We start from the raw sequence: 19134 nt of genomic DNA, 5'->3' as shown, positions 1-19134 counted from the left end.
CACCGCCAAGGTCACCAGCCCGGCCGGGCTCGACCTGGCACTCGGCGTCGACTACGAGAACAACGTCGACGCCGGCACCGCGACGGGCTCCGCCAGCTACGCCGCGAGCACGAACTACCTCGCCAGCAACGACAGCAAGACCTTCACCATCGCCAAGGCCGCGACCACCACCGTCGTGACCTGCACCGCTGGCCCGTTCACCTACACCGGCACGGCACACACCCCGTGCACCGCCAAGGTCACCAGCCCGGCCGGGCTCGACCTGGCACTCGATGTCGACTATGCCGCGACCAACGTCGATGCAGGAGCTGCCCGCGCGTACGCCGGATACGAGGGCGACCTCAACCACGAGGGCTCGACCGACTCGAAGACCTTCACCATCGCCAAGGCCGCGACCACCACCGTCGTGACCTGCACCGCTGGCCCGTTCACCTACACCGGCGCGGCATACACCCCGTGCTCGGCGAAGGTCAGCGGCCCGGCCGGGCTCGACCAGACCCTCCCAGTCACCTACGCGAATAACGTCCACGCCGGCACCGCGACGGGCTCCGCCAGCTACGCCGCGAGCACGAACTACCTCGCCAGCAACGACAGCAAGACCTACACCATCGGCAAGGCCACACCTGCCGTTAGCCTGAACTGCCCGACCGGTGTCGTCTACGACGGAGCAGCACATCCGTGCACTGCCGCTGTGCAGGGCATCGGCGCCGAGCTCGCCGGCGCATCGGTCGCTGTCACGTACACCCGCGGGGTGAGCGCCACGACCGACGTGACGAGCGTTGGCACGGTCGCTGTGCTGGCGTCCTTTGCCGGGAGCGCGGACTACACGCCCGCCAGCAAGAGCGGCAGTTTCACGATCGCCGCTTGGACGACCCAGGGCTTCTACCAGCCTGTTGACATGGGTAGCACGGTGCTCAACACGGTCAAGGCCGGCTCGACCGTCCCGCTCAAGTTCGAGCTCTTCAGCGGATCGACCGAACTGACGAGTGTGTCGGCAGTGAAGTCGTTCGGTGCCAAGCAGATCACCTGCGGCACTGCACCTACCGAGGATGCCATCGAGATGACCACGACCGGCGGCACAAACCTTCGGTACGACACCAGCGGCGGTCAGTTCATTCAGAATTGGCAGACGCCGAAAGCCACCGTCGGTACCTGCTACCAGGTCACGATGACCGCTCTGGACGACAGCAAGATCACGGCCTACTTCAAGCTGAAGTAACAGACACGAGGAGCAGGGGAGGGACGGGCGCATCACGACGACGTGGTGCGCCCGTTCTGCGTCTGCGCGGGATGCCCCTCAGCCGGGTTCAGCAGCCGGGATGAGCAGCGAGAAGGTCGCTCCCCCGCCAGGCGTTTCCGTCACCTCGAGCCGGCCGCCGTGCGACCGGACGATCTGGGTCACGAGCGCCAGTCCGAGCCCGACGCGCCGGCCTCCAGAGCCGCCGTCACCGCGGGAGAAGCGTCGCGACAGGTTCTCGACGTCGGCAGCGTCGACCCCGTCACCGTGGTCTACGACGTCGACGCGCACCTGACCGTCCTCGATCCCCGACCGCACCTCGACCTGGGTCCCCTTCTCGGAGTGGGCGATCGCGTTGTCGACGAGCGCCAGCACCGAGCGGCGCAGACTCGGCCGCACTCCCTGCACGAGGCCGTCGCCGCCCCCGGACGCCTCGTCGACGAGCGTCACCCCGTGGTCCGCGGCATACGGCATGAGCGACCTGACGACCTCCGAGGCGAGGGCACCCAGGTCGACCCGCTCGGCCACCTCGTCGACGTGCTCGAGCTGCGCCGAGAGCAGCAGGTCGGACACGACGTCGGCCATCGCCTGGGTGTCGTGGACGAGCTGGTCCACCTCCGCCAGGCGCCGCGCGGCCGCCGGGTCACCATCTGCCGCAGCCACATCCGCGGCGACGTGTCGTCGCAGCATCTGCGCCCGCGTGCTGATGACGGCCAGAGGCGTGCGCAGCTCGTGCGACGCGTCGGCGACGAACTGGCGCTGCAGCTCCATCGCCTCACCGAGCGGCCGCACCGCGCGCCGCCCAGCCAACAGCCCGGTCAGTGCGGCCAACAGCACCCCGACGACCCCGGCCGCCGCCGTCGACACGAGCAGCCGCTGCTCCTCGCCGGTGTGCAGGCGGATGTCGTAGACGGCGACGTAGCGCACCCCCTCGCGCCGGTCGACCCATGCCGGCCACGACCGCCCGTCCGCCGTGAGGCTCGTCGGCCCCGACACGTCCGGCCTGACGGCCGAGGCCGCGGCGGCCAGCTCGGAGGGCATCGACCGTGTCGCCTCGTGACCGGAGTCGGTCAGCTTGACGAGCCAGGTCCCCGGCGGGGAGTCGACGACGTCGTCCGCCGTCCGGGCCGTCGTCTCGGTGCGGCCGCGGATCTCGGCGAGCTGCTGCCGGTCGAAGAGCACGGCGGTGCCGATGATGGCGAGAAGCACGACGAGCGCCGTCGTGGCTCCGACGCGCAGAGCCACCGAGCGCGACGCCCGTCGCAGCGGGTCGCGCTCCCCTGCGGACGCTCGCGAGCGCCGGCCCATCAGGAGGCCCCGAGCCGGTAGCCGACGCCGTGCACGGTCTCGATGACGGACTTCCCGAGCTTGCGCCGCAGGTAGTAGACGTACGTGTCGACGGCACCGAGCGTGTCGGCGTTGTCGAAGGCTGCGGCGAGCAGCTCGTCCCGGGTGAAGACCCGCGTGGGCCGGCGCGCCAGCGTCTCGAGCAGACGGGCCTCGCGACCCGACAGCATGACCTCTCCGTCACCCCCGACGAGCCGCTGCTCGGCGACGACGAGCCGCCGGGCCCCGACGGCGAGCTCCCCGGCCGCGCCCCCCATCGGGCGCAGCAGGGCGCGCAGGCGGGCGAGCACCTCGTCGACGTCGAAGGGCTTGACGACGTAGTCCTGCGCACCGGCGTCGAGACCCTCGACGCGGTCGGCCACGGTCCCCCGCGCCGTCAGGAAGAGCACCGGCGCGGTCAGGCCCCGCGAGCGCAGGCGCGTCACGAGGTCGACCCCCTCGATGCCCGGCAGCCCACGGTCGACGACGAGCACGTCCCAGTCGTCGACGAGGCCACGGTGCAGGCCCGCCTGTCCGTCGCGGACCGCCGTGACGGCATACCCCTCCTCGCCGAGCAGCTCGGCGAGCATCTGCGAGAGGTCGGGGTCGTCCTCGACGAGGAGCAGCCGTGGGCGGATCGGCGACGCGGTCATGGCCCGAGCCTCCCCTTCGTGTCTCATAACTTTCTGAGATCGGCTGCCCACCATCGTCTAGGTGAGCACCACCATCGCACCACACCGTGGGACCCCGAGCCGGGTCCGTCGAGCCCTGCGTGCCGGCGCGGACTTCCGCCGCTGGCAGGCCCGCACCGGCGACCTCCTCGAGACCCTGGCCATCGCGAGCCTGCTCGCCGTCGTGGCGCAGTTCCTCCTCGGCGGGGGCAGCCACGACCTCGTCGCCGGCACGAGCAGCACCACCCTCATCGCCGTCGGGCGCCTCACCGGCCTCGTCGCGATGGACCTGCTGCTCATCCAGCTCCTCCTCGCCGCCCGCGTGCCGTGGATCGACCGCGTCTACGGGATGGACCGGGCCCTCAAGGCGCACCGCATCCTCGGCCGCGTCACGGTGCCGCTCGTGCTCGTGCACGTCGGCGCCATCGTCATCGGCTACGCGGCGCGCGACGACCTGCACGGCCCGTTCGCACCGGTCGTCGAGTCGTTCCGGCTCCTCACCGGTGGCAGCGACCTCCTCTTCGCCTTCATCGCCACCACGCTGCTCGTCGTCATCGCGGTGACGTCGGTCAGCATCGCCCGCCGGCGCCTGTCCTACGAGTGGTGGCACCTCGTGCACCTGACGGCGTATGCCGCCGTCGTCCTCGCGGTGCCGCACGAGCTGTCGATCGGCTCCGACTTCACCGCCTCGCAATGGGTGCGCACCTACTGGTGGACCCTCTTCGTGGTCGTCGCGGCCAGCGTGCTCTGGTGGCGCCTGCTCGTCCCCGTCGCCCGCAGCCTGCGCCACGACCTGCGCGTCACCGACGTCGTCGAGGAGGCCCCGGGTGTCTGGTCCGTGTGGATGAAGGGCCGTCACCTCGACCGGCTCCCGGTCCGGGCGGGGCAGTACCTCAACTGGCGCTTCGTCAGCCCCCGCCTGCTCGCGACCGCCCACCCGTGGTCGATCTCCAGCGCCCCCGACGGCCGTCGCCTGCGCATCACGGTGCGCGAGCTCGGCGACCACTCGAGCCGGCTGGCCCACCTGCGGCCCGGCACGCGCGTCCTCTTCGAGGGCCCCTACGGCGCCTTCACCTCCCGCCAGCGCGTCCGCCGCCGCGTCCTGCTCCTCGCCGCCGGCATCGGTGTCACACCGGTCCGCTCGATCCTCGAGGAGCTCGTGCGCCATGGCCATGCCGGCCCCGGCGACGTCACCGTCGTCTACCGCGCCAACGACGAGTCGCAGCTCGCACTGCGCCACGAGCTCGAGCACCTGACCGCCGTCGGCGGCCACCAGCTGCTCCTGCTTGTCGGGCCGCCCGTCGACGGCTCGTGGCTACCGCCCGACCACTCCGGAGGTCGGCCGGTCCCCGACGCCGAGCGGCTCGCCGAGCTCGTCCCCGACCTGCGCCGCCACGAGGCCTACCTCTGCGGCCCCGGAGGCTGGATGAACCTCGTCCACCGCAGCCTCCTCGAGGGCGGCATCCCCAAGTCCCACATCCACGACGAAAGGTTCTCCTGGTGAGGAAGGCAACGACTGTCCTCGTCGGCCTGGCCGGCATCGTCACGGTGGGCGCGTCGTGGGCGACCGGGCTCGCGCCGAAGCACACCGCCGTGACGGGCGTCCACATCCTGTCGTCGGCCAAGGCCGGCACGCCCGTCGCCGCAGCGCCGCCGAAGCCGTCCAGCAGCGCGAAGTCCTCCAAGGCCCCGAGCGGCTCCACGACGTCCCGTGGCTCGACGTCGGGCACCACCTCGAAGGCAGCCCCCGCGGCACCCCGCTCCGGCACCGTCGACGGCGCCGTCGTCGGGACGCAGTACGGCTCCGTCCAGGTGCGGGTCAGCTTCACGGGCACGAAGATCACCAACGTCCACGCCCTCCAGCTCACCGACAGCTCGCGCACGTCGGTGTCCATCAGCGCCGGCGCCGCGCCGACCCTGCGGCGCGAGGCCCTCGCTGCGCAGTCGGCACAGATCGACGTCGTCAGCGGCGCCACCTACACGAGCGAGGCCTACCAGCAGAGCCTCCAGTCGGCGATCGACGCCGCCCACCTGGGCTGACCAGCCCCCACGATCCGCACCCCGAGAGGGTGCCCGCGACGCGGCCCGCCGATCTTCCCCTGTGGTCGGCTGGCCGCACCTTTCCCGCGTCGGTCAGCACCCGGCACACGCCCCCGACCGATGGCGTATGCCGTGTGCCGCGGTCCGCGTGCGGCGCGGGGTTCGCGAGCCGCTGCGGGTGCGTGCAGATGTCGGTGCATTCGAGGCATCCGGGACCTCGTGCTCTGTCATGATGCGCTCGCACCACCACTTCTCACAGGGGCTCCTCATGATCAGACGCCGGCCGTTCGCCGCTGCCCTGACGCTTGCGCTCGTCGCGCCCGTCACGGCCTTCGCCACCTCCCCCGTCGCGTCGGCGGCTCCGACCCCGACGGCGAAGAGGATCGTGGCCAAGCACCTGCCGCGGCCGGCCCGCACCGGCGGCCACACGCGTGCCCACGACCCGCACACGGTCCTCGTCAAGTTCAAGACGACGGCGTCCAAGGCCAGCCGGGACCTGGCTCTCAAGCGTCGAGGAGGTCATGCCGGCGCGCAGGTCGGGGGCACGAGCTTCGTCAAGGTCGTGACGAACGGTCGCGCCGAGGAGCTCGCGAGCAGGCTCGGCGCCGACCCGTCGGTCGCGGAGGTCACGCTCGACTACGTGCGCTCCGCCGCGGCCACGCCGAACGACCCGGCCTTCGGCTACGACCAGGACTACCTCAAGACCGTCCGCGTGCCGACCGCGTGGGATCGCTCGAAGGGCTCGCTCAGCCAGGTCGTCGCGGTCATCGACACCGGCGTCAACGGCAGGCACCCCGACCTCGTCGGCCGCACCGTTGCCGGCTACAACGCCATCAGGAACGTCGGCATCGCCGCCGGTGCCGCGAGCGACGACAACGGCCACGGCTCGATGGTCTCGGGCATCATCGCCGCCGCGACGAACAACGGTGTGGGCATCTCGGGCGTGGCCTGGAACGCCAAGATCATGCCGGTCAAGGTCCTCGACGACACCGGCAACGGCACCGACTCGGACGTGGCCGAGGGCGTCAACTGGGCCGTCTCCCACGGCGCGAAGATCCTCAACCTCTCGCTCGGCGGGGACGGCGACAACCCGGCACTGCACGACGCGGTGAAGAATGCCGTCGCCAAGGGCGCCGTCGTCATCGTCGCCGCAGGCAACTGGGGTGACGACGTGCCGCAGTACCCCGCCGCCTATCCCGAGGCGATCGCCGTCGGCGCCACCGACTCGACCGGCGCCCTGACGGACTTCAGCAGCTACGGCCCGTGGATCGATGTTGCCGCCCCCGGATGGGGCATCCTGTCGACGCGCCTCGCCGACACGTACTACTTCGGCGACGGCACGTCGTTCTCCGCGCCGATCGTGGCCGGCGTCGCCACCCTGATCCGCACCCAGTCGCCGGCCCTGACGCCGGCCCAGGTGCTCTCGCGGCTGAGGTCCACGGCGCGTGACGCCGGGCCCCGCGGCATCGACCCCTACTACGGTGCCGGCGTCGTCGACGCGACGAACGCGCTCGGCGGTGGCTGGGCCGCGGACTTCGCCCAGCCGGCCCCGTGGATCGGTGAGCCCAACGATGTACCCGTGCGCGCCAAGACGCTGGACCAGGCCAGCTACGGTCTCGTCGACGTCGAGGGCGACATCGACTGGTACCGCTTCACGCCGACCACCCTTCGGCCGGCGAGCGTCACGGTAGGGCCCTCGTACTTCAACGTCGACGACGCCCAGAACCTCGACCCCGTGCTCGCGGTCTACGACAAGAACCTCCGCCTCGTCGGTCAGGCCGATGCCAAGGGACCCGGCGAGAGCGAGACGCTGACGTTCCGACCATCCGGCGACGAGTACTTCTTCACGGTGCGCAACTTCAACGGCAACCGCACCAAGGCGTCCTACGTCGTCAGCGTCGACTCCGCCCCCATCGGTGAGTTCGACCCGTCCGTCCTCTTCCCGGTCGCGTCCGAGGCCGGAGGCAACGCGGCACTGGGCGCCACCGCGGTCGGCGACCTCACGGGTGACGGCAGGGTCGACGCCGTCGCCACCGCGGCCGTGCCCGGCACCGGGGCACAGCTCTACGTCTTCGCCCAGACCAGCTCCGGGACGTTCGGCGCCGCTCGGCCGTACGGGACCGTGGACTCCTCGCTCGCCCACAACGTGGTCGTCGCCGACGTCGACCGTGACGGACGCCGGGACGTCGTCGTCGCGACGGATCTCGGCGTGCAGGTTCTCCTGCAGCAGACAACCGGCGACCTCGCACCCGCCAGCCTCGTGCCCGGCACGTCCGGCGTGACCTTCGTCGAGACCGCCGACCTCGACGGCGACGGTCGCACCGACCTCGTCACCTCCTCTCCTGCGGGCGTCACGGCGCTGGTGCAGCAGGTCGACGGGTCGTGGGCCGCCACGGTCGTCTCCGACGCTCCCGCCACGGAGCTGGAGACCGGTGATCTCGACGGCGACGCACGCCCCGACGTGGCGGCCCTCGCGGCCGACGGCGTCCGCGTGCTGCACAACACGACCACCGGGTGGACGAGCACCACTCACGTCGCCGTCGCCGTCCACCGCGGCATCGAGGTGGCCGACGTCAACGGCGACTCGCGTGCGGACCTCGTGGTCAGCACCGGCGAGGTCGCGCCCTCGTCTCAGATCGTCGTGCTGACGCAGACGAGCACGGGTCAGCTGGCCGACCCCGTCGTGCGCAGCACCACCGACTGGCCGACTTCGGTCGAGTCCGGAGACGTCGACGGCAACGGGCGACCTGACGTCATCGCCCTGCACGAGAAGTGGGGCCACGTCACGGTCGAGTTCCAGGGGCAGGACGGCACACTCGGCGCCACGGGCTACGGGCAGACCGACACGGTCCAGGACTTCGGTCCCGGGGCGCTGGCCGTCGGCGACGTCACCGGCGATGGCAGCCCCGATGCGGCCGTCGCGACCGACAGCGGTCTCCGCCTCGTCCGCAACGGCGGCGCCTCCACGCCGGGGACGACTCAGCTGTGGGTGAGGAGCACGTCGCCCAACGACTTCGGGTCGGGCATCACGCAGACCTACACGCCGACCGTGACCTTCGCGCGCGACGTGGTCCCGTCGAGCGTCACGACGTCGACGGTGCGGATCCTCAACGGCCGCAACGGATCCGCGGTCCCTGCCACGGTCAGCTACGACGCCGTGAAGCGCACCGCAACGGTCAGGCCGACGTCGCCGCTCTACGACAACGCCCCCTACCGGCTCACGGTCTCCGGCGTGAAGGACACGTCGGCAACGACGATGACGACGGCTTACTCCTCGACGTTCCGCACGGTCGACGTGGCGCCGAAGGGGGTCGGGGCGTTCCGGGCGACGGGCGCGCTGCGCGCGGCGACGCTGACGTGGACGGCTCCGGCGATCAACGACCTCGACCGCTACGTCATCCGGATGGCCGCGGGATCCACCGCGCCGTCGAGCCCGACGACCGGCACCGCCGTCTACTCGGGCACGGCGCTGAGCGCGAAGGTCAACCTCGCCCAGGGCACGGCGTACAGCTTCCGCATCTGGGCCAAGGACCGCTCGGGCAGGTACAGCGTCGCCTCGTCCGCGCGGCTCGTCGGCACCGCCGAGACCATCGCGTCCACCGTCACGTCGCTGACGAAGGGCCGCACGGTCACCGTCACCAGCAGGCTGACCCGGCGCGACACGGCCGGTGCCATCGCCGGCGTCCCGGTCCAGCTCTACTGGCGACGGGTGGGCTCCACGACGTGGAACCTCACGGCGACGCGCACGTCGAGCTCGACCGGAGCCGTGTCGTTCACGCACGCCCCCACGGCATCGGTCGACTACATGTGGATCTACCGCGGGTCGGGCACCTTCGTCGGCTCGAGCAGCGCACTGCGCCGGGTCACCGTCCGCTGACACCCGGGCATCCGCCCCCGTACCGAGCACGTATGCCGCAGGGCCCCGTCCACCCGGCCGGGGCCCTGCGCACGTGGTGGGGCCGGCGCGCTCAGAGCCAGCGGTAGCGGCGCTCCGGGCGACCGGTCGCGCCGTAGCGAAGGGTCACCTCGGCCTGGCCGAACGACACGAAGTGCTCGAGGTAGCGGCGAGCACTGACGCGCGAGATCCCCACGGCTTCAGCACATTCCGTCGCCGACAGCGTCTCGCTCGACTCACGGAGCGCTCTCTCGACGGCCTCCGCCGTCTCGGCGCTCAGGCCCTTCGGCAGCACGGCGACCGGGCCCCGGCCGACCGGCTGCGACGTGAACGCCGCGTCGATCTCCTCCTGCGTCGGGACGTCGCTGAGACCACGGGCCCGCTCGGCGGCATACGACCGCAGGCGCTGCTCGAGGTCGGCGAAGGCGAACGGCTTGAGCAGGTAGCCGACGACGCCCTGGCGCACGGCGCCGCGCACCGCATCGGCCTCCTTCGCGGCGGTGATGACGAGGACGTCGCACGTGTGCCCCGCCGCGCGCAGGCGCGTGACGACGTCGAGCCCGAACGCGTCGGGGAGGTAGAGGTCGAGCAGCACGAGGTCGGGCCGGAGCGACTCGACGAGGGCCAGGGCCTCCTCGCCGGACTGGGCCGTGCCGACGACGTCGAAGCCGTCGATGCGCTCGACGAAGCCGCGGTGGATGCGGGCCACCATGAAGTCGTCGTCGACGATGAGGACCGTCGTCATCGCTGCTCCTCCGCGTGCCCGTTGGCGGCCTCGACGGTGAGGCGGGCGACGAACTTCGCGCCCGTCGGGGTGTTCTCCACCTCGACCTCGCCGCCCCGACGTTGGCAGATCAGGCGCGTCAGCGCCAACCCGATGCCACGCTCGCCCGCCCGGGCCGCCTTGGTCGTGTAGCCGTGGGTGAAGACCTCCGTCACGACCTCGGGCGCGATGCCCGGTCCCGAGTCGACGACGCTGACCTCGAGCGAGCTCGCGTCCTGGCGGATCGTCAGCTCGACCCACTTGTCCGACCCCTCCGACGACGCGGCGGCGTCGATGGCGTTGTCGACGAGGTTGCCGACGACGGCGGCGACGTCGGCCGAGTCCCGCGGGCCGACGCGGCCGAGCGACGTGTCGTCCGAGACCCGCAGCTCGACCCGCCGCTCGGTCGCCTGCGCCGCCTTGGCCATGACCAGCGCCGTCACGGCGGTGTCGCGGATGCGGCGCGAGACGGTGAGGTCGAGCTGCGCCCGGTGCTCGCTCACGGCGTCGACGTAGCCGACGACCTCGTCGTACTCGCCGAGCTGGATGAGCCCCGAGATCGTGTGCAGCTGGTTGGCGAACTCGTGCGCCTGCGCCCGGAGCAGCTCGGTCGTGCTGCGGAACGAGCCGATCTCGCGCTCGAGGTCGGCGAGCTCGGTGCGGTCGCGCAGGGTCGTCACCGAGCCCAGCGGCCGGCCGTCCTTGCTGACCTCCATGCGGTTCATGACGAGGACCCGACCGCGGCGCAGGACGACCTGGTCGCGGGGCATCGGCCGGGCCCCGTCGTCGGCCCCGTCGTCGGCCACGTCGTCGGCCCCCTCGTCGGCCCCGTCGTCGGACTCCGATGGCTCGCTCTCGTCCGTCACCCCCCGCAGCACGTCACGCAGCCGTGGACCGATCGGGAGGTCGTCGAGACGCATCCCGACGGCATGCTCGGGCAGGTCGAGCAGTCGCTGGGCGACGTTGTTGACCAGCGTGATCCGCTCGTTCGTGTCGAGCGCGACGACACCCTCGGCGAGCCCGAAGAGCATCGCCTCCCGGCTCTCCGCGAGGCCCGTGATCTCGGACGGCTCGAGCCCGAGCGTCTGCCGCTTGATGCGGCGGGCGAGCAGCCACGAGCCCACGCCTCCGAGCACGAGCGCGATGCCGAGGTAGGTCGGCAGGTAGGACGACGCACCCTGGAGGCGGTCGAGGGCGGACGGCATACGCACGGCGACCATGACGGTGCCGAGCTGGGCACCGACGGGCAGCGGCGCCGACTCCGACGAGGACGTCGGCGTGTAGAGCAGCGGGCTCTGCGCGACGAGCATCCGCTCGCCCTGGACGTCCATGACTCCGGTCCAGCTCGCGCCCTCGCCGACCGCCGGGGCGCCGAGCGGGATGCGGGTCTTGTCGATGGTCGGGTCCGACGACACGCGCGCGATCTCGTCGGCGTCGGCGATCGTCACCGACGTGACGGTGTACTGCGTCACGACCGACTGCACGACCGCCGGGAGCACGTTGACGATCCCGCCGGGGCCCATCTCGGTGCGCACGATCGGGGTGCTCGCGAGCTGCTCGGCGATGGCCGACACCCGGCGCCCCTCGGTCCGCGTGAAGGTCGACTCCGACTGCGCGAGGGACACCAGTGCGACCGTGACGAGCACACCGAGCAGGATGACCATCTGCACGACGAGCAGCTGCCCGGCGAGGGAGAGGCGACCGAAGCGGCCCGGTCTCTGCGTGACCAAAACGAACTCAACCTTCATTGCTGACACAAGGGCGACACGGCGTCGTGACGCAGGCCACGATCATGCCGTTCCAGCCACAGATCGCGAAAGAGACCTCAACGATGAGCACTCGCACCCCCGCCCGCAGGTCCGTCCTTCTCGGCGTCACCGTCGGCGTCACCGCCCTGGCCCTCTCGGCCTGCGGCGCCACCGCCAAGAAGGACGACGCCGCCACCGGCGCGGCCGGCGGCTCTCCTGCCAGCAACCTCCAGATCATGGTCCCCAACGCCCCCGGCGGCGGCTACGACACGACCGCCCGCACCGCGGCGAAGGTCATGGAGGCCGCCAAGATCACCAGCGCGATCCAGGTCTTCAACCTCCCGGGCGCCGGCGGCACCGTGGGCCTGCAGCGCACGGTCAACGAGAAGGGCAACGGCAAGCTCGCCATGCAGATGGGGCTCGGCGTCGTCGGCGCGGCCTACACGCAGAAGAGCCAGGCCACGCTCAACGACACCACCCCGATCGCCAAGCTCATCGAGGAGGCCGGCGCGATCGTCGTGCCGAAGGACTCGCCCTACCAGGACGTCAACGCGCTCGTCGCGGCGTGGAAGGCCGACCCGAAGAAGGTCAACGTCGGCGGGGGCTCGTCCCCGGGCGGACCCGACCACCTCCTGCCGATGCAGCTGGCCAAGGCCGTCGGCATCGACCCCAAGGCCGTGAGCTACATCGGCTTCGACGGCGGCGGCGAGCTGCTCCCGGCCCTCATCGGCAACAAGATCTCCTTCGGGGCCAGCGGCTTCGGCGAGTTCCTCGACCAGGTCAAGGCCGGCCAGGTCAAGGTCCTGGCCGTCACGAGCGAGAAGCGCATCGACGCCCTCCCCGACGTGCCGACCCTCAAGGAGTCCGGCATCGACCTCGTCTTCACCAACTGGCGCGGCATCGTGGCCCCTCCCGGCATCTCCGACGCCGACAAGGCCACGTGGATCGACGCGCTGACGAAGATGCACGCCACGCAGGGCTGGAAGGACGAGATGGAGAAGCGCGGCTGGACCGACGCCTTCGTCACCGGTGACGCGTTCGGCACCTTCCTCAAGGAGCAGGACGCCTCGGTCGCCGAGATCCTCACCACCCTCGGACTGGCCAACTGACCATGTCGGACCACACCCCCGACCCCACGCGCGACGCGCCTGCCGGTGCTGTGACCAGCACCGGCGGCCCGTCCGCCGTCACGTCCGACGGGGTGGCCGCGCAGGGCCGCGGGGACCGCGCGCAGTACGGCATGTGCGCGTTCCTCGCGGTCCTCGGCGGGCTGCTCCTCTTCGACGCGGCCCGCATCGGCCACGCGACGAGCAGCAACGACCCCGTGGGTCCCCGTCCCGTGCCGATCATCCTCGGCATCCTGCTGCTCGTGACCGCCGTCCTGTATGCCGTCGACGTCTACCGCGGCGGCGTCGGCAGCGCCGAGGAGGGCGAGGACGTCGACCTCTCGACCGGCTCGGACTGGAAGACCCTCGGCCTGCTGGCCGCCTTCTTCGTCCTCAACGCCGTGCTCATCGAGCCGCTCGGCTGGGTCATCAGCGGCACCATCCTCTTCGCCGGCTCGGCCTTCGCCCTCGGCAACCGCCACCACGTGCGCGGTCTGCTCTTCGGCCTGGGCCTCGCGCTCGCCACCTTCTACGCCTTCGCCATCGGGCTCGACGTCAACCTGCCCGCCGGCGTGCTGCAAGGAATCCTCTGATGGACAACTTCGCCAACCTCATCGACGGGTTCGGGCACGTCCTGACCCCGATGAACCTGCTCTTCGCCCTCATCGGCGTCACCATCGGCACCGCCGTCGGCGTCCTCCCGGGCATCGGCCCGGCCATGACCGTCGCGCTGCTCCTGCCCGTCACGTACGGCCTCGAGCCCACCCAGGCCCTCATCATGTTCGCCGGCATCTTCTACGGCGGCATGTACGGCGGCTCGACGACCTCGATCCTGCTCAACACACCCGGTGAGTCCTCGTCGGTCGTCACGGCCATCGAGGGCAACAAGATGGCCAAGGCCGGCCGGGCCGCGCAGGCGCTCGCGACCGCGGCCATCGGGTCCTTCGTCGCCGGCACGATCGGCACGCTGCTGCTCGCGCTCGTCATGCCGCAGGTCGTGAAGTTCGCGGTCAGCCTCGGTGCGCCCGAGTACTTCGCGATCATGCTCCTGGCGTTCGCGGGTGCGAGCGCCGTGCTCGGCAGCTCACGCATCCGCGGCTTCGCGGCCCTGCTCATCGGCCTCGCCATCGGGCTCATCGGCATCGACAAGGTGACGGGCCAGCAGCGCATGACCTTCGGGACCGCGCAGCTCGCCGACGGCATCGACGTCGTCGTCGTCGCGGTCGGCATCTTCGCCGTCGGCGAGGCGCTCTGGGTCGCGGCCCACCTGCGGCGCAAGGCTGCCGGCGTCATCCCGGTCGGTCGTCCGTGGATGGGCCGGGACGACTGGGGCCGCTCGTGGAAGCCGTGGCTGCGCGGCACCGCCCTGGGCTTCCCGTTCGGCGCCCTGCCCGCCGGTGGCGCCGAGATCCCGACCTTCCTGTCCTACATGACCGAGCGCAAGCTCTCGAAGAAGCCCGAGGAGTTCGGCAAGGGCGCCATCGAGGGCGTCGCCGGACCCGAGGCCGCCAACAACGCCTCGGCCGCGGGCACGCTGGTCCCGATGCTCGCGCTCGGGCTGCCGACCAACGCGACAGCCGCCATCATGCTCGCCGCGCTGCAGGGCTGGGGCCTCGAGCCGGGTCCCCTGCTCATGGAGAAGCAGCCGGTGCTCGTCTGGACGCTCATCGCGAGCCTCTTCGTCGGCAACACGATGCTGCTGCTGCTCAACCTGCCGCTCGCCCCGGCCTGGGCCAAGCTGCTCCAGATCCCCCGTCCCTACCTCTACGCCGGCATCCTCTTCTTCGCCTCGATGGGGGCGTATGCCGTCAACGCCCAGCCGTTCGACCTGCTCCTCCTGCTCGCGCTGGGCATGGTCGGCTTCGCGCTGCGCCGCTTCGGGCTGCCGGTGCTGCCGCTCATCATCGGCGTCATCCTCGGCCCGCTCGCCGAGCTGCAGGGGCGCCGCTCGCTCCAGCTCTCCGGCGGCGACCTCAGCGGTCTCGTTGGCGGCCCCGTCGCCTGGGTCTGCTACGCGATCATCGCGCTGGTCCTGCTGTGGCCGCTCGTCGGCAAGCTGACCGGGCGCGGTCGTGGACACGGTCACGACGGCGACGGTGGCCCGGGGTCGAGCACGCCGGCCACGAAGGAGGTCATGGCATGACGATCCTCGTCGGCTACATCCCGACGTCACAGGGCGAGGCGGCCCTCGCGGCCGCGATCGCCGAGGCGAAGGCGCACGACGAGTCGGTCCTCGTCATCAACATGTCGCGCGACGACAAGCTCGTCGACTCCCACCGCGCCGACGGCTCGGACCTCGACCGGCTCGACGCCGACCTCGCCGAGTCCGGGGTGACGCACGAGGTGCGGCGCATCGAGCACGGCACCGACCCGGCCGACCAGCTGCTCGAGGTCGTCGACCGGGAGCAGCCGCGGATGCTCGTCATCGGCATCCGGCACCGCAGCGCGGTCGGCAAGCTGCTCCTCGGCTCGACCGCGCAGCGCCTGCTGCTCGACGCCACGTGCCCGGTGCTCGCCGTCAAGGCGGACTGAGCGGTCCGGCATACGCCCTGTTCGAGGTGATACCGGTGGCCACGTGCTGCCGGTATCACCTCGACTCGCGTTCCCGAGGGTTCGATGGAACGCCCGACGTCACCAGGCTGCCGTCATCTTTTCGAACCCGGCACGCGTCAGGCGGGGGCTCGGGAGACGCCGACGTGGCGGGCGACCTCGACGAAGCCGGCGCGCTGGTAGAGCCCGATCGCCGGCCCGCCGTCCTCGGCGACGATGACGAGCCGCCCGACGGCGGGATCCTCGAGCGCCCACTCCCCCGCGGCACGCACGAGCGCACCGGCGATGCCGCGCCGCCGATGGCTCTCGAGCGTCACGACGTCCTGGTAGCGGGCGAGGCCACCGAGCCTCACGATGCCGAGGTTGGCCACGAGCCGGTCGCCGTCGAACGCCCCGAACCACCGCGCCCGTCCCGACTCAACGAGCCCGCGCTGCGCCGCCGCCCGCCGCCGCTCGAAGACGAGACGCCCGTCGCGCCGGTCCTCGGGGGTGTCGCTCCCGCCGACCCGGGCCGACTGCTCCCAGTCGTCGTCGGACTCCAGCGGCCGCAGCTGGAGGCCGTCCGGTGCGTCTGCGGGGGCCGGCACGGACGTCGTGGCGAGGTCGACGTCGACCTCGACGTCCCAGCCCTGGGCGGCCCAGGCATCGGTGTCTCCGCCGTCGTGCGTGAAGGCGATCGCTCGGTGGTGGGCGTCCGGGAGCTCTGCCTCGAAACGTGCGGTCCAGCGCTCGACCTCGTCCGAACGGGCCGCGGACGGCACGAGCAGGAAGTTGCCCCACCAGAAGGTCGGGTTCGCCTCGGTGCGCACGACGAGGTGGTCACCGAGGTCGGTGACGGTCGATCCCTGGAGCCGGAGCAGGTCGAGGTCGGTGGTCAGGCCGGGACTGTCGATGCGCATCCCCCGATCCTCCCCCACACGGGCGACCAGCCGGGGCCGACGCGGTGGGCCCTTCGGACACATGAACCGTCACCCGGCAGCCGGGCGCCCGCACGCGTGACCAGCGCCCGAGCGACATCCTGTGTCGCCATGGCCCGGACCCGGACCGGCCCCGCCCAGCCCAGCCGGCCCCCACCCAGCCCAGCCCGGATCAGCCGGCGACGCAGGCTCCGGTGTCGACCTCGGCCCCCGCCGACATGGCCTCGTCGAGCACCGGCTTGGCCTCGGCGAGCGTCAACGCGTAGCCGGTCGAGTCGTCCTCGAGCGACTTGGCGAAGATGACACCGACGACTCGGCCCTCGGGGTCGAGCAGGGGCCCGCCGGAGTTGCCCGGCTGCACCGTCGCGGCGAGCGAGTAGATCTCGCGGATGACGCGCTCACCGCCGTAGATGTCGAGTCCGCGGGCCTCGAGCTGGGCCCGGACGCGGGCGGACACGACCCGGTAGGGGCCGTCGAGCGGAAAGCCCGGCACCGCGGCCGAGTCGCCGCGCTTCAGCTCGCCGCCGAGCGGCAGAGCCGGCAGCGCCAGGCCCGGCACGCTGAGCACGGCGAGGTCCCGACGCGAGTCGAAGACGATGACCCGTGCCCGGAGCGTCTGGTCGCCGCCCTCGACCCGCACCTCGTCGGCGCCGGCGACGACGTGGGCGTTGGTGACGATGCGGCCCGGCGAGAGCACCCAGCCGGTGCCCTCCTGGCCGCGCTGGCACGACTGGGACTGGGTCGTCACCTTGACGACCGACCGACCGGCCGCGCGGATCGCCGCCGACCGCGCGACGGCGGGGTCGGGGTCCTGCACCGGGGTGATCGGCTCGGGCGCGAGATCGCCGAACACCTGCGGGAAGCCCTGGCTCGACAGGAAGCCGCGGAAGCTCGCGAAGACCTGCCCCGTCTGCTCGGGGACGACCGAGTTGACGACCTGCAGCACCTTCGACTCGGCCATCGCCTTGGACAGCGCCGGGTTGCCGGCCGTGCGCAGCGCGCCGCCGATGAACCAGATGATGAGGCTCGCGGCGAGCATGACGACGATGCCGCCGAGCACCGAGTCGATCTGCCGCAGCGAGGTCTGGCCGACACGACGCCGGATCCGCGCGCCGAGGAGGCTGCCGAGGTACTGGCCGAGCCACCCGAACGCGACGACGCCGAGGATGAGCACGAGCACCCGGGTGCGGTCGTCGTCGGCGACCGCCTGCCACCGCGCCAGCATCTCGGGCAGCTGCCACACCGCGAACATCGCGAACGCGAAGAAGCCGACGAGCGAGAAGACGCTCTGGATCAGCCCCTGCCGGTAGCCGGAGTAGGCGTAGGCCAGCAGGAGCAGGACCAGGGCGATGTCGAGCACGACGCTGCCGGTCATGAGCGCCTCCCTCCGAGGTAGCGCTCGGGAAGCTCACGCCTGATCTCAGGGTCCCACGGAACGGACAGTCCGCCGAGCTCGAGGACGCTGCTGATGAGCCCGGCCGTGAAGCCCCACAGGAGCAGGTGGTCGAGGTCGAAGCCCGGTCCGACGTACCCCGAGGGATGGGTCACCGAGAAGCGGGTGGCCGGGTCGATCAGGTGCGAGACCGGCACCGAGAGCACGTCGTGCACCTCGGCCGGGTCACGGACCCCGATCGGCGAGGGCTGCGCCCACCAGCCGAGCACCGGAGTGACGACGAACTGGGCCGGGGCGAGGAAGAGCGAGGGCAGCTGGGCGACGACGTCGACACCCGCCGGGTCGACGCCGGTCTCCTCCTCGGCCTCGCGCAGCGCGGTCGAGACGAGGTCGTCGTCCCCGGGGTCGCGGGAGCCGCCCGGGAAGGCGATCTGGGCGGGCTGGGTGCGCATGGTGTGCGAGCGCTCGATGAGCACGACGTGCTCCCCGTCGTCGTCGGCGCCGGCGGGCGGCGGCCCGAAGAGGATGAGGACCGCCGACTCGCGGCCACCCTCCTCCGGCGGCAGGAAGCGCGAGAACCACTCGGGCGCGACCTCCTCGAGCCGCACCGCGAGCTCGTCCATCCACGCCGGGCGCGGCACGGTCCCCGCCCCGAGCGTCGGGGAGGGGTCGATGGAACCCGACCTGCCGGCATACGCGATCCGGCTGCGCGTGCGGGTCACTTCGGAGCCAGCTCGTACTTCAGGAGCTTCGCCGCCTTGTCGGGGTCGGTCTCGCCGGCGCCGTAGCTGGGGCACCACCGCGCGACCGGGCACGCCCCGCAGGCAGGCTTCTTCGCGTGGCACGTGCGGCGGCCGTGGAAGATGACGACGTGGCTGAGCATCGTCCAGTCCTTGCGCATGAAGAGCGCGCCGACCTCGTGCTCGACCTTGACCGGGTCCTCCTCCTCGGTCCAGCCGAAGCGGCGCGCGAGGCGGCCGAAGTGGGTGTCGACGGTGATGCCGGGGATGCCGAAGGCGTTGCCGAGCACGACGTTGGCCGTCTTCCGGCCCACGCCCGGGAGGGTCACGAGGTCCTTGAGGCGCGGCGGCACCTCGCCGTCGAAACGCTCGACCAGGGCGATCCCGAGCTTGATGAGCGAGTCGGTCTTGGCGCGGTAGAAGCCGGTCGGCTGGATGATCGTCTCGAGCTCGGTGCGGTCGGCGTTCGCGTAGTCGGCAGCCGTCGGGTACTTCGCAAAGACGACCGGCGTCACCTTGTTGACCCCCACGTCGGTCGTCTGCGCCGACAGGATCGTCGCGACGAGCAGCTCGAGCGGCGTGCTGAAGTCGAGCTCGCAGTGGGCGTACGGGTAGCGCTCATGGAGGGAGCGGTACATCTTCCGGGCGCGCCGGGTCCGCGCCACAGGGGTCTCGTCGTCGATCACGAGGGCTCGGGGGGACACGGACGACACTGTATGCCGCCGCGCTGTCACCCGCTGTCCGCCTC

16 protein-coding genes are annotated in these 19134 nt (G+C 71.7%); 8 read left to right on the top strand and 8 right to left on the bottom strand.

Features of this window, described 5'->3' with window-relative positions; all coding sequences use genetic code 11:
* A partial coding sequence (locus H283_RS28290) for a PxKF domain-containing protein (RefSeq protein WP_020145811.1) occupies positions 1 to 1219 on the top strand: 1219 nt, incomplete at its 5' end.
* Between the two features lie 78 nt (positions 1220 to 1297).
* Here H283_RS28290 and H283_RS0122605 read toward each other — a convergent pair.
* Both H283_RS0122605 and H283_RS0122600 read right to left on the bottom strand, forming a co-directional pair.
* Entirely contained in the window at positions 1298 to 2482 is a 1185-nt protein-coding gene (locus H283_RS0122605; RefSeq protein WP_231372349.1) for a sensor histidine kinase KdpD, read from the bottom strand.
* A gap of 62 nt (positions 2483 to 2544) precedes the next feature.
* Positions 2545 to 3216, bottom strand: a complete 672-nt coding sequence (locus H283_RS0122600; RefSeq protein ID WP_020145809.1) for a response regulator transcription factor — start codon at positions 3214 to 3216, stop codon at positions 2545 to 2547.
* A 61-nt stretch (positions 3217 to 3277) separates the two neighbouring features.
* Here H283_RS0122600 and H283_RS0122595 point away from each other — a divergent pair, with 61 nt between their 5' ends.
* The 3 genes from H283_RS0122595 to H283_RS27005 all read left to right on the top strand — a co-directional run bounded on the left by H283_RS0122595 (position 3278) and on the right by H283_RS27005 (position 9151).
* A complete protein-coding gene (locus H283_RS0122595) occupies positions 3278 to 4738 on the top strand; it encodes a ferric reductase-like transmembrane domain-containing protein (protein ID WP_020145808.1) in 1461 nt (486 codons plus the stop codon).
* Entirely contained in the window at positions 4735 to 5274 is a 540-nt protein-coding gene (locus H283_RS0122590) for an FMN-binding protein (protein WP_020145807.1), read from the top strand. The genes H283_RS0122595 and H283_RS0122590 overlap by 4 nt, the downstream gene beginning before the upstream one ends.
* A gap of 268 nt (positions 5275 to 5542) precedes the next feature.
* Positions 5543 to 9151 (top strand): S8 family serine peptidase, encoded by a 3609-nt coding sequence (locus H283_RS27005; protein WP_196806051.1) that lies wholly within the window; start codon positions 5543 to 5545, stop codon positions 9149 to 9151.
* A gap of 91 nt (positions 9152 to 9242) precedes the next feature.
* Here the strand turns inward: H283_RS27005 and H283_RS0122580 are convergent, their stop codons facing one another.
* Together H283_RS0122580 and H283_RS0122575 are read right to left on the bottom strand one after the other, a co-directional pair.
* On the bottom strand, positions 9243 to 9914 hold the full coding sequence (locus H283_RS0122580) for a response regulator (RefSeq protein WP_020145805.1): 672 nt from the start codon (positions 9912 to 9914) through the stop codon (positions 9243 to 9245).
* Positions 9911 to 11662, bottom strand: a complete 1752-nt coding sequence (locus tag H283_RS0122575; protein ID WP_020145804.1) for an ATP-binding protein — start codon at positions 11660 to 11662, stop codon at positions 9911 to 9913. The genes H283_RS0122580 and H283_RS0122575 overlap by 4 nt, the downstream gene beginning before the upstream one ends.
* A 101-nt stretch (positions 11663 to 11763) precedes the next feature.
* Here H283_RS0122575 and H283_RS0122570 point away from each other — a divergent pair, with 101 nt between their 5' ends.
* The 4 genes from H283_RS0122570 to H283_RS0122555 are packed head-to-tail and all read left to right on the top strand — an operon-like array spanning position 11764 to position 15318.
* On the top strand, positions 11764 to 12789 hold the full coding sequence (locus H283_RS0122570) for a tripartite tricarboxylate transporter substrate binding protein (protein ID WP_028785844.1): 1026 nt from the start codon (positions 11764 to 11766) through the stop codon (positions 12787 to 12789).
* A gap of 2 nt (positions 12790 to 12791) precedes the next feature.
* Positions 12792 to 13379, top strand: a complete 588-nt coding sequence (locus H283_RS0122565) for a tripartite tricarboxylate transporter TctB family protein (protein WP_020145802.1) — start codon at positions 12792 to 12794, stop codon at positions 13377 to 13379.
* Positions 13379 to 14929: a tripartite tricarboxylate transporter permease gene (locus H283_RS0122560; protein ID WP_020145801.1), complete on the top strand. Its 1551-nt coding sequence runs from the start codon at positions 13379 to 13381 to the stop codon at positions 14927 to 14929. The genes H283_RS0122565 and H283_RS0122560 overlap by 1 nt, the downstream gene beginning before the upstream one ends.
* Positions 14926 to 15318, top strand: coding sequence for a universal stress protein (locus H283_RS0122555; RefSeq protein WP_020145800.1), 393 nt, complete (start codon positions 14926 to 14928; stop codon positions 15316 to 15318). Before H283_RS0122560 ends, H283_RS0122555 begins: the two co-directional genes overlap by 4 nt.
* A 137-nt stretch (positions 15319 to 15455) precedes the next feature.
* On the opposite strand, the gene H283_RS0122550 is transcribed toward H283_RS0122555, so the two are convergent.
* From H283_RS0122550 to nth, 4 genes are all read right to left on the bottom strand, one after another.
* Entirely contained in the window at positions 15456 to 16235 is a 780-nt protein-coding gene (locus H283_RS0122550; RefSeq protein WP_020145799.1) for a GNAT family N-acetyltransferase, read from the bottom strand.
* A 190-nt stretch (positions 16236 to 16425) separates the two neighbouring features.
* Positions 16426 to 17628 (bottom strand): MarP family serine protease, encoded by a 1203-nt coding sequence (locus H283_RS0122545; protein ID WP_020145798.1) that lies wholly within the window; start codon positions 17626 to 17628, stop codon positions 16426 to 16428.
* Positions 17625 to 18368, bottom strand: a complete 744-nt coding sequence (locus H283_RS0122540) for a CoA pyrophosphatase (protein ID WP_020145797.1) — start codon at positions 18366 to 18368, stop codon at positions 17625 to 17627. Before H283_RS0122540 ends, H283_RS0122545 begins: the two co-directional genes overlap by 4 nt.
* The gene (nth, locus tag H283_RS0122535; protein WP_156023400.1) at positions 18365 to 19024 is read right to left on the bottom strand and encodes an endonuclease III; all 660 of its coding nucleotides are present in this window, start codon (positions 19022 to 19024) and stop codon (positions 18365 to 18367) included. The genes H283_RS0122540 and nth overlap by 4 nt, the downstream gene beginning before the upstream one ends.
* Between the last annotated feature and the right edge of the window lie 110 nt (positions 19025 to 19134).

It is taken from the genome of Terracoccus sp. 273MFTsu3.1 (genome assembly GCF_000383675.1).
Lineage (GTDB): Bacteria > Actinomycetota > Actinomycetes > Actinomycetales > Dermatophilaceae > Terrabacter.
Note: the sequence above shows the minus strand (reverse complement) of the source record. Positions and strands in the feature narration are given on the sequence as shown.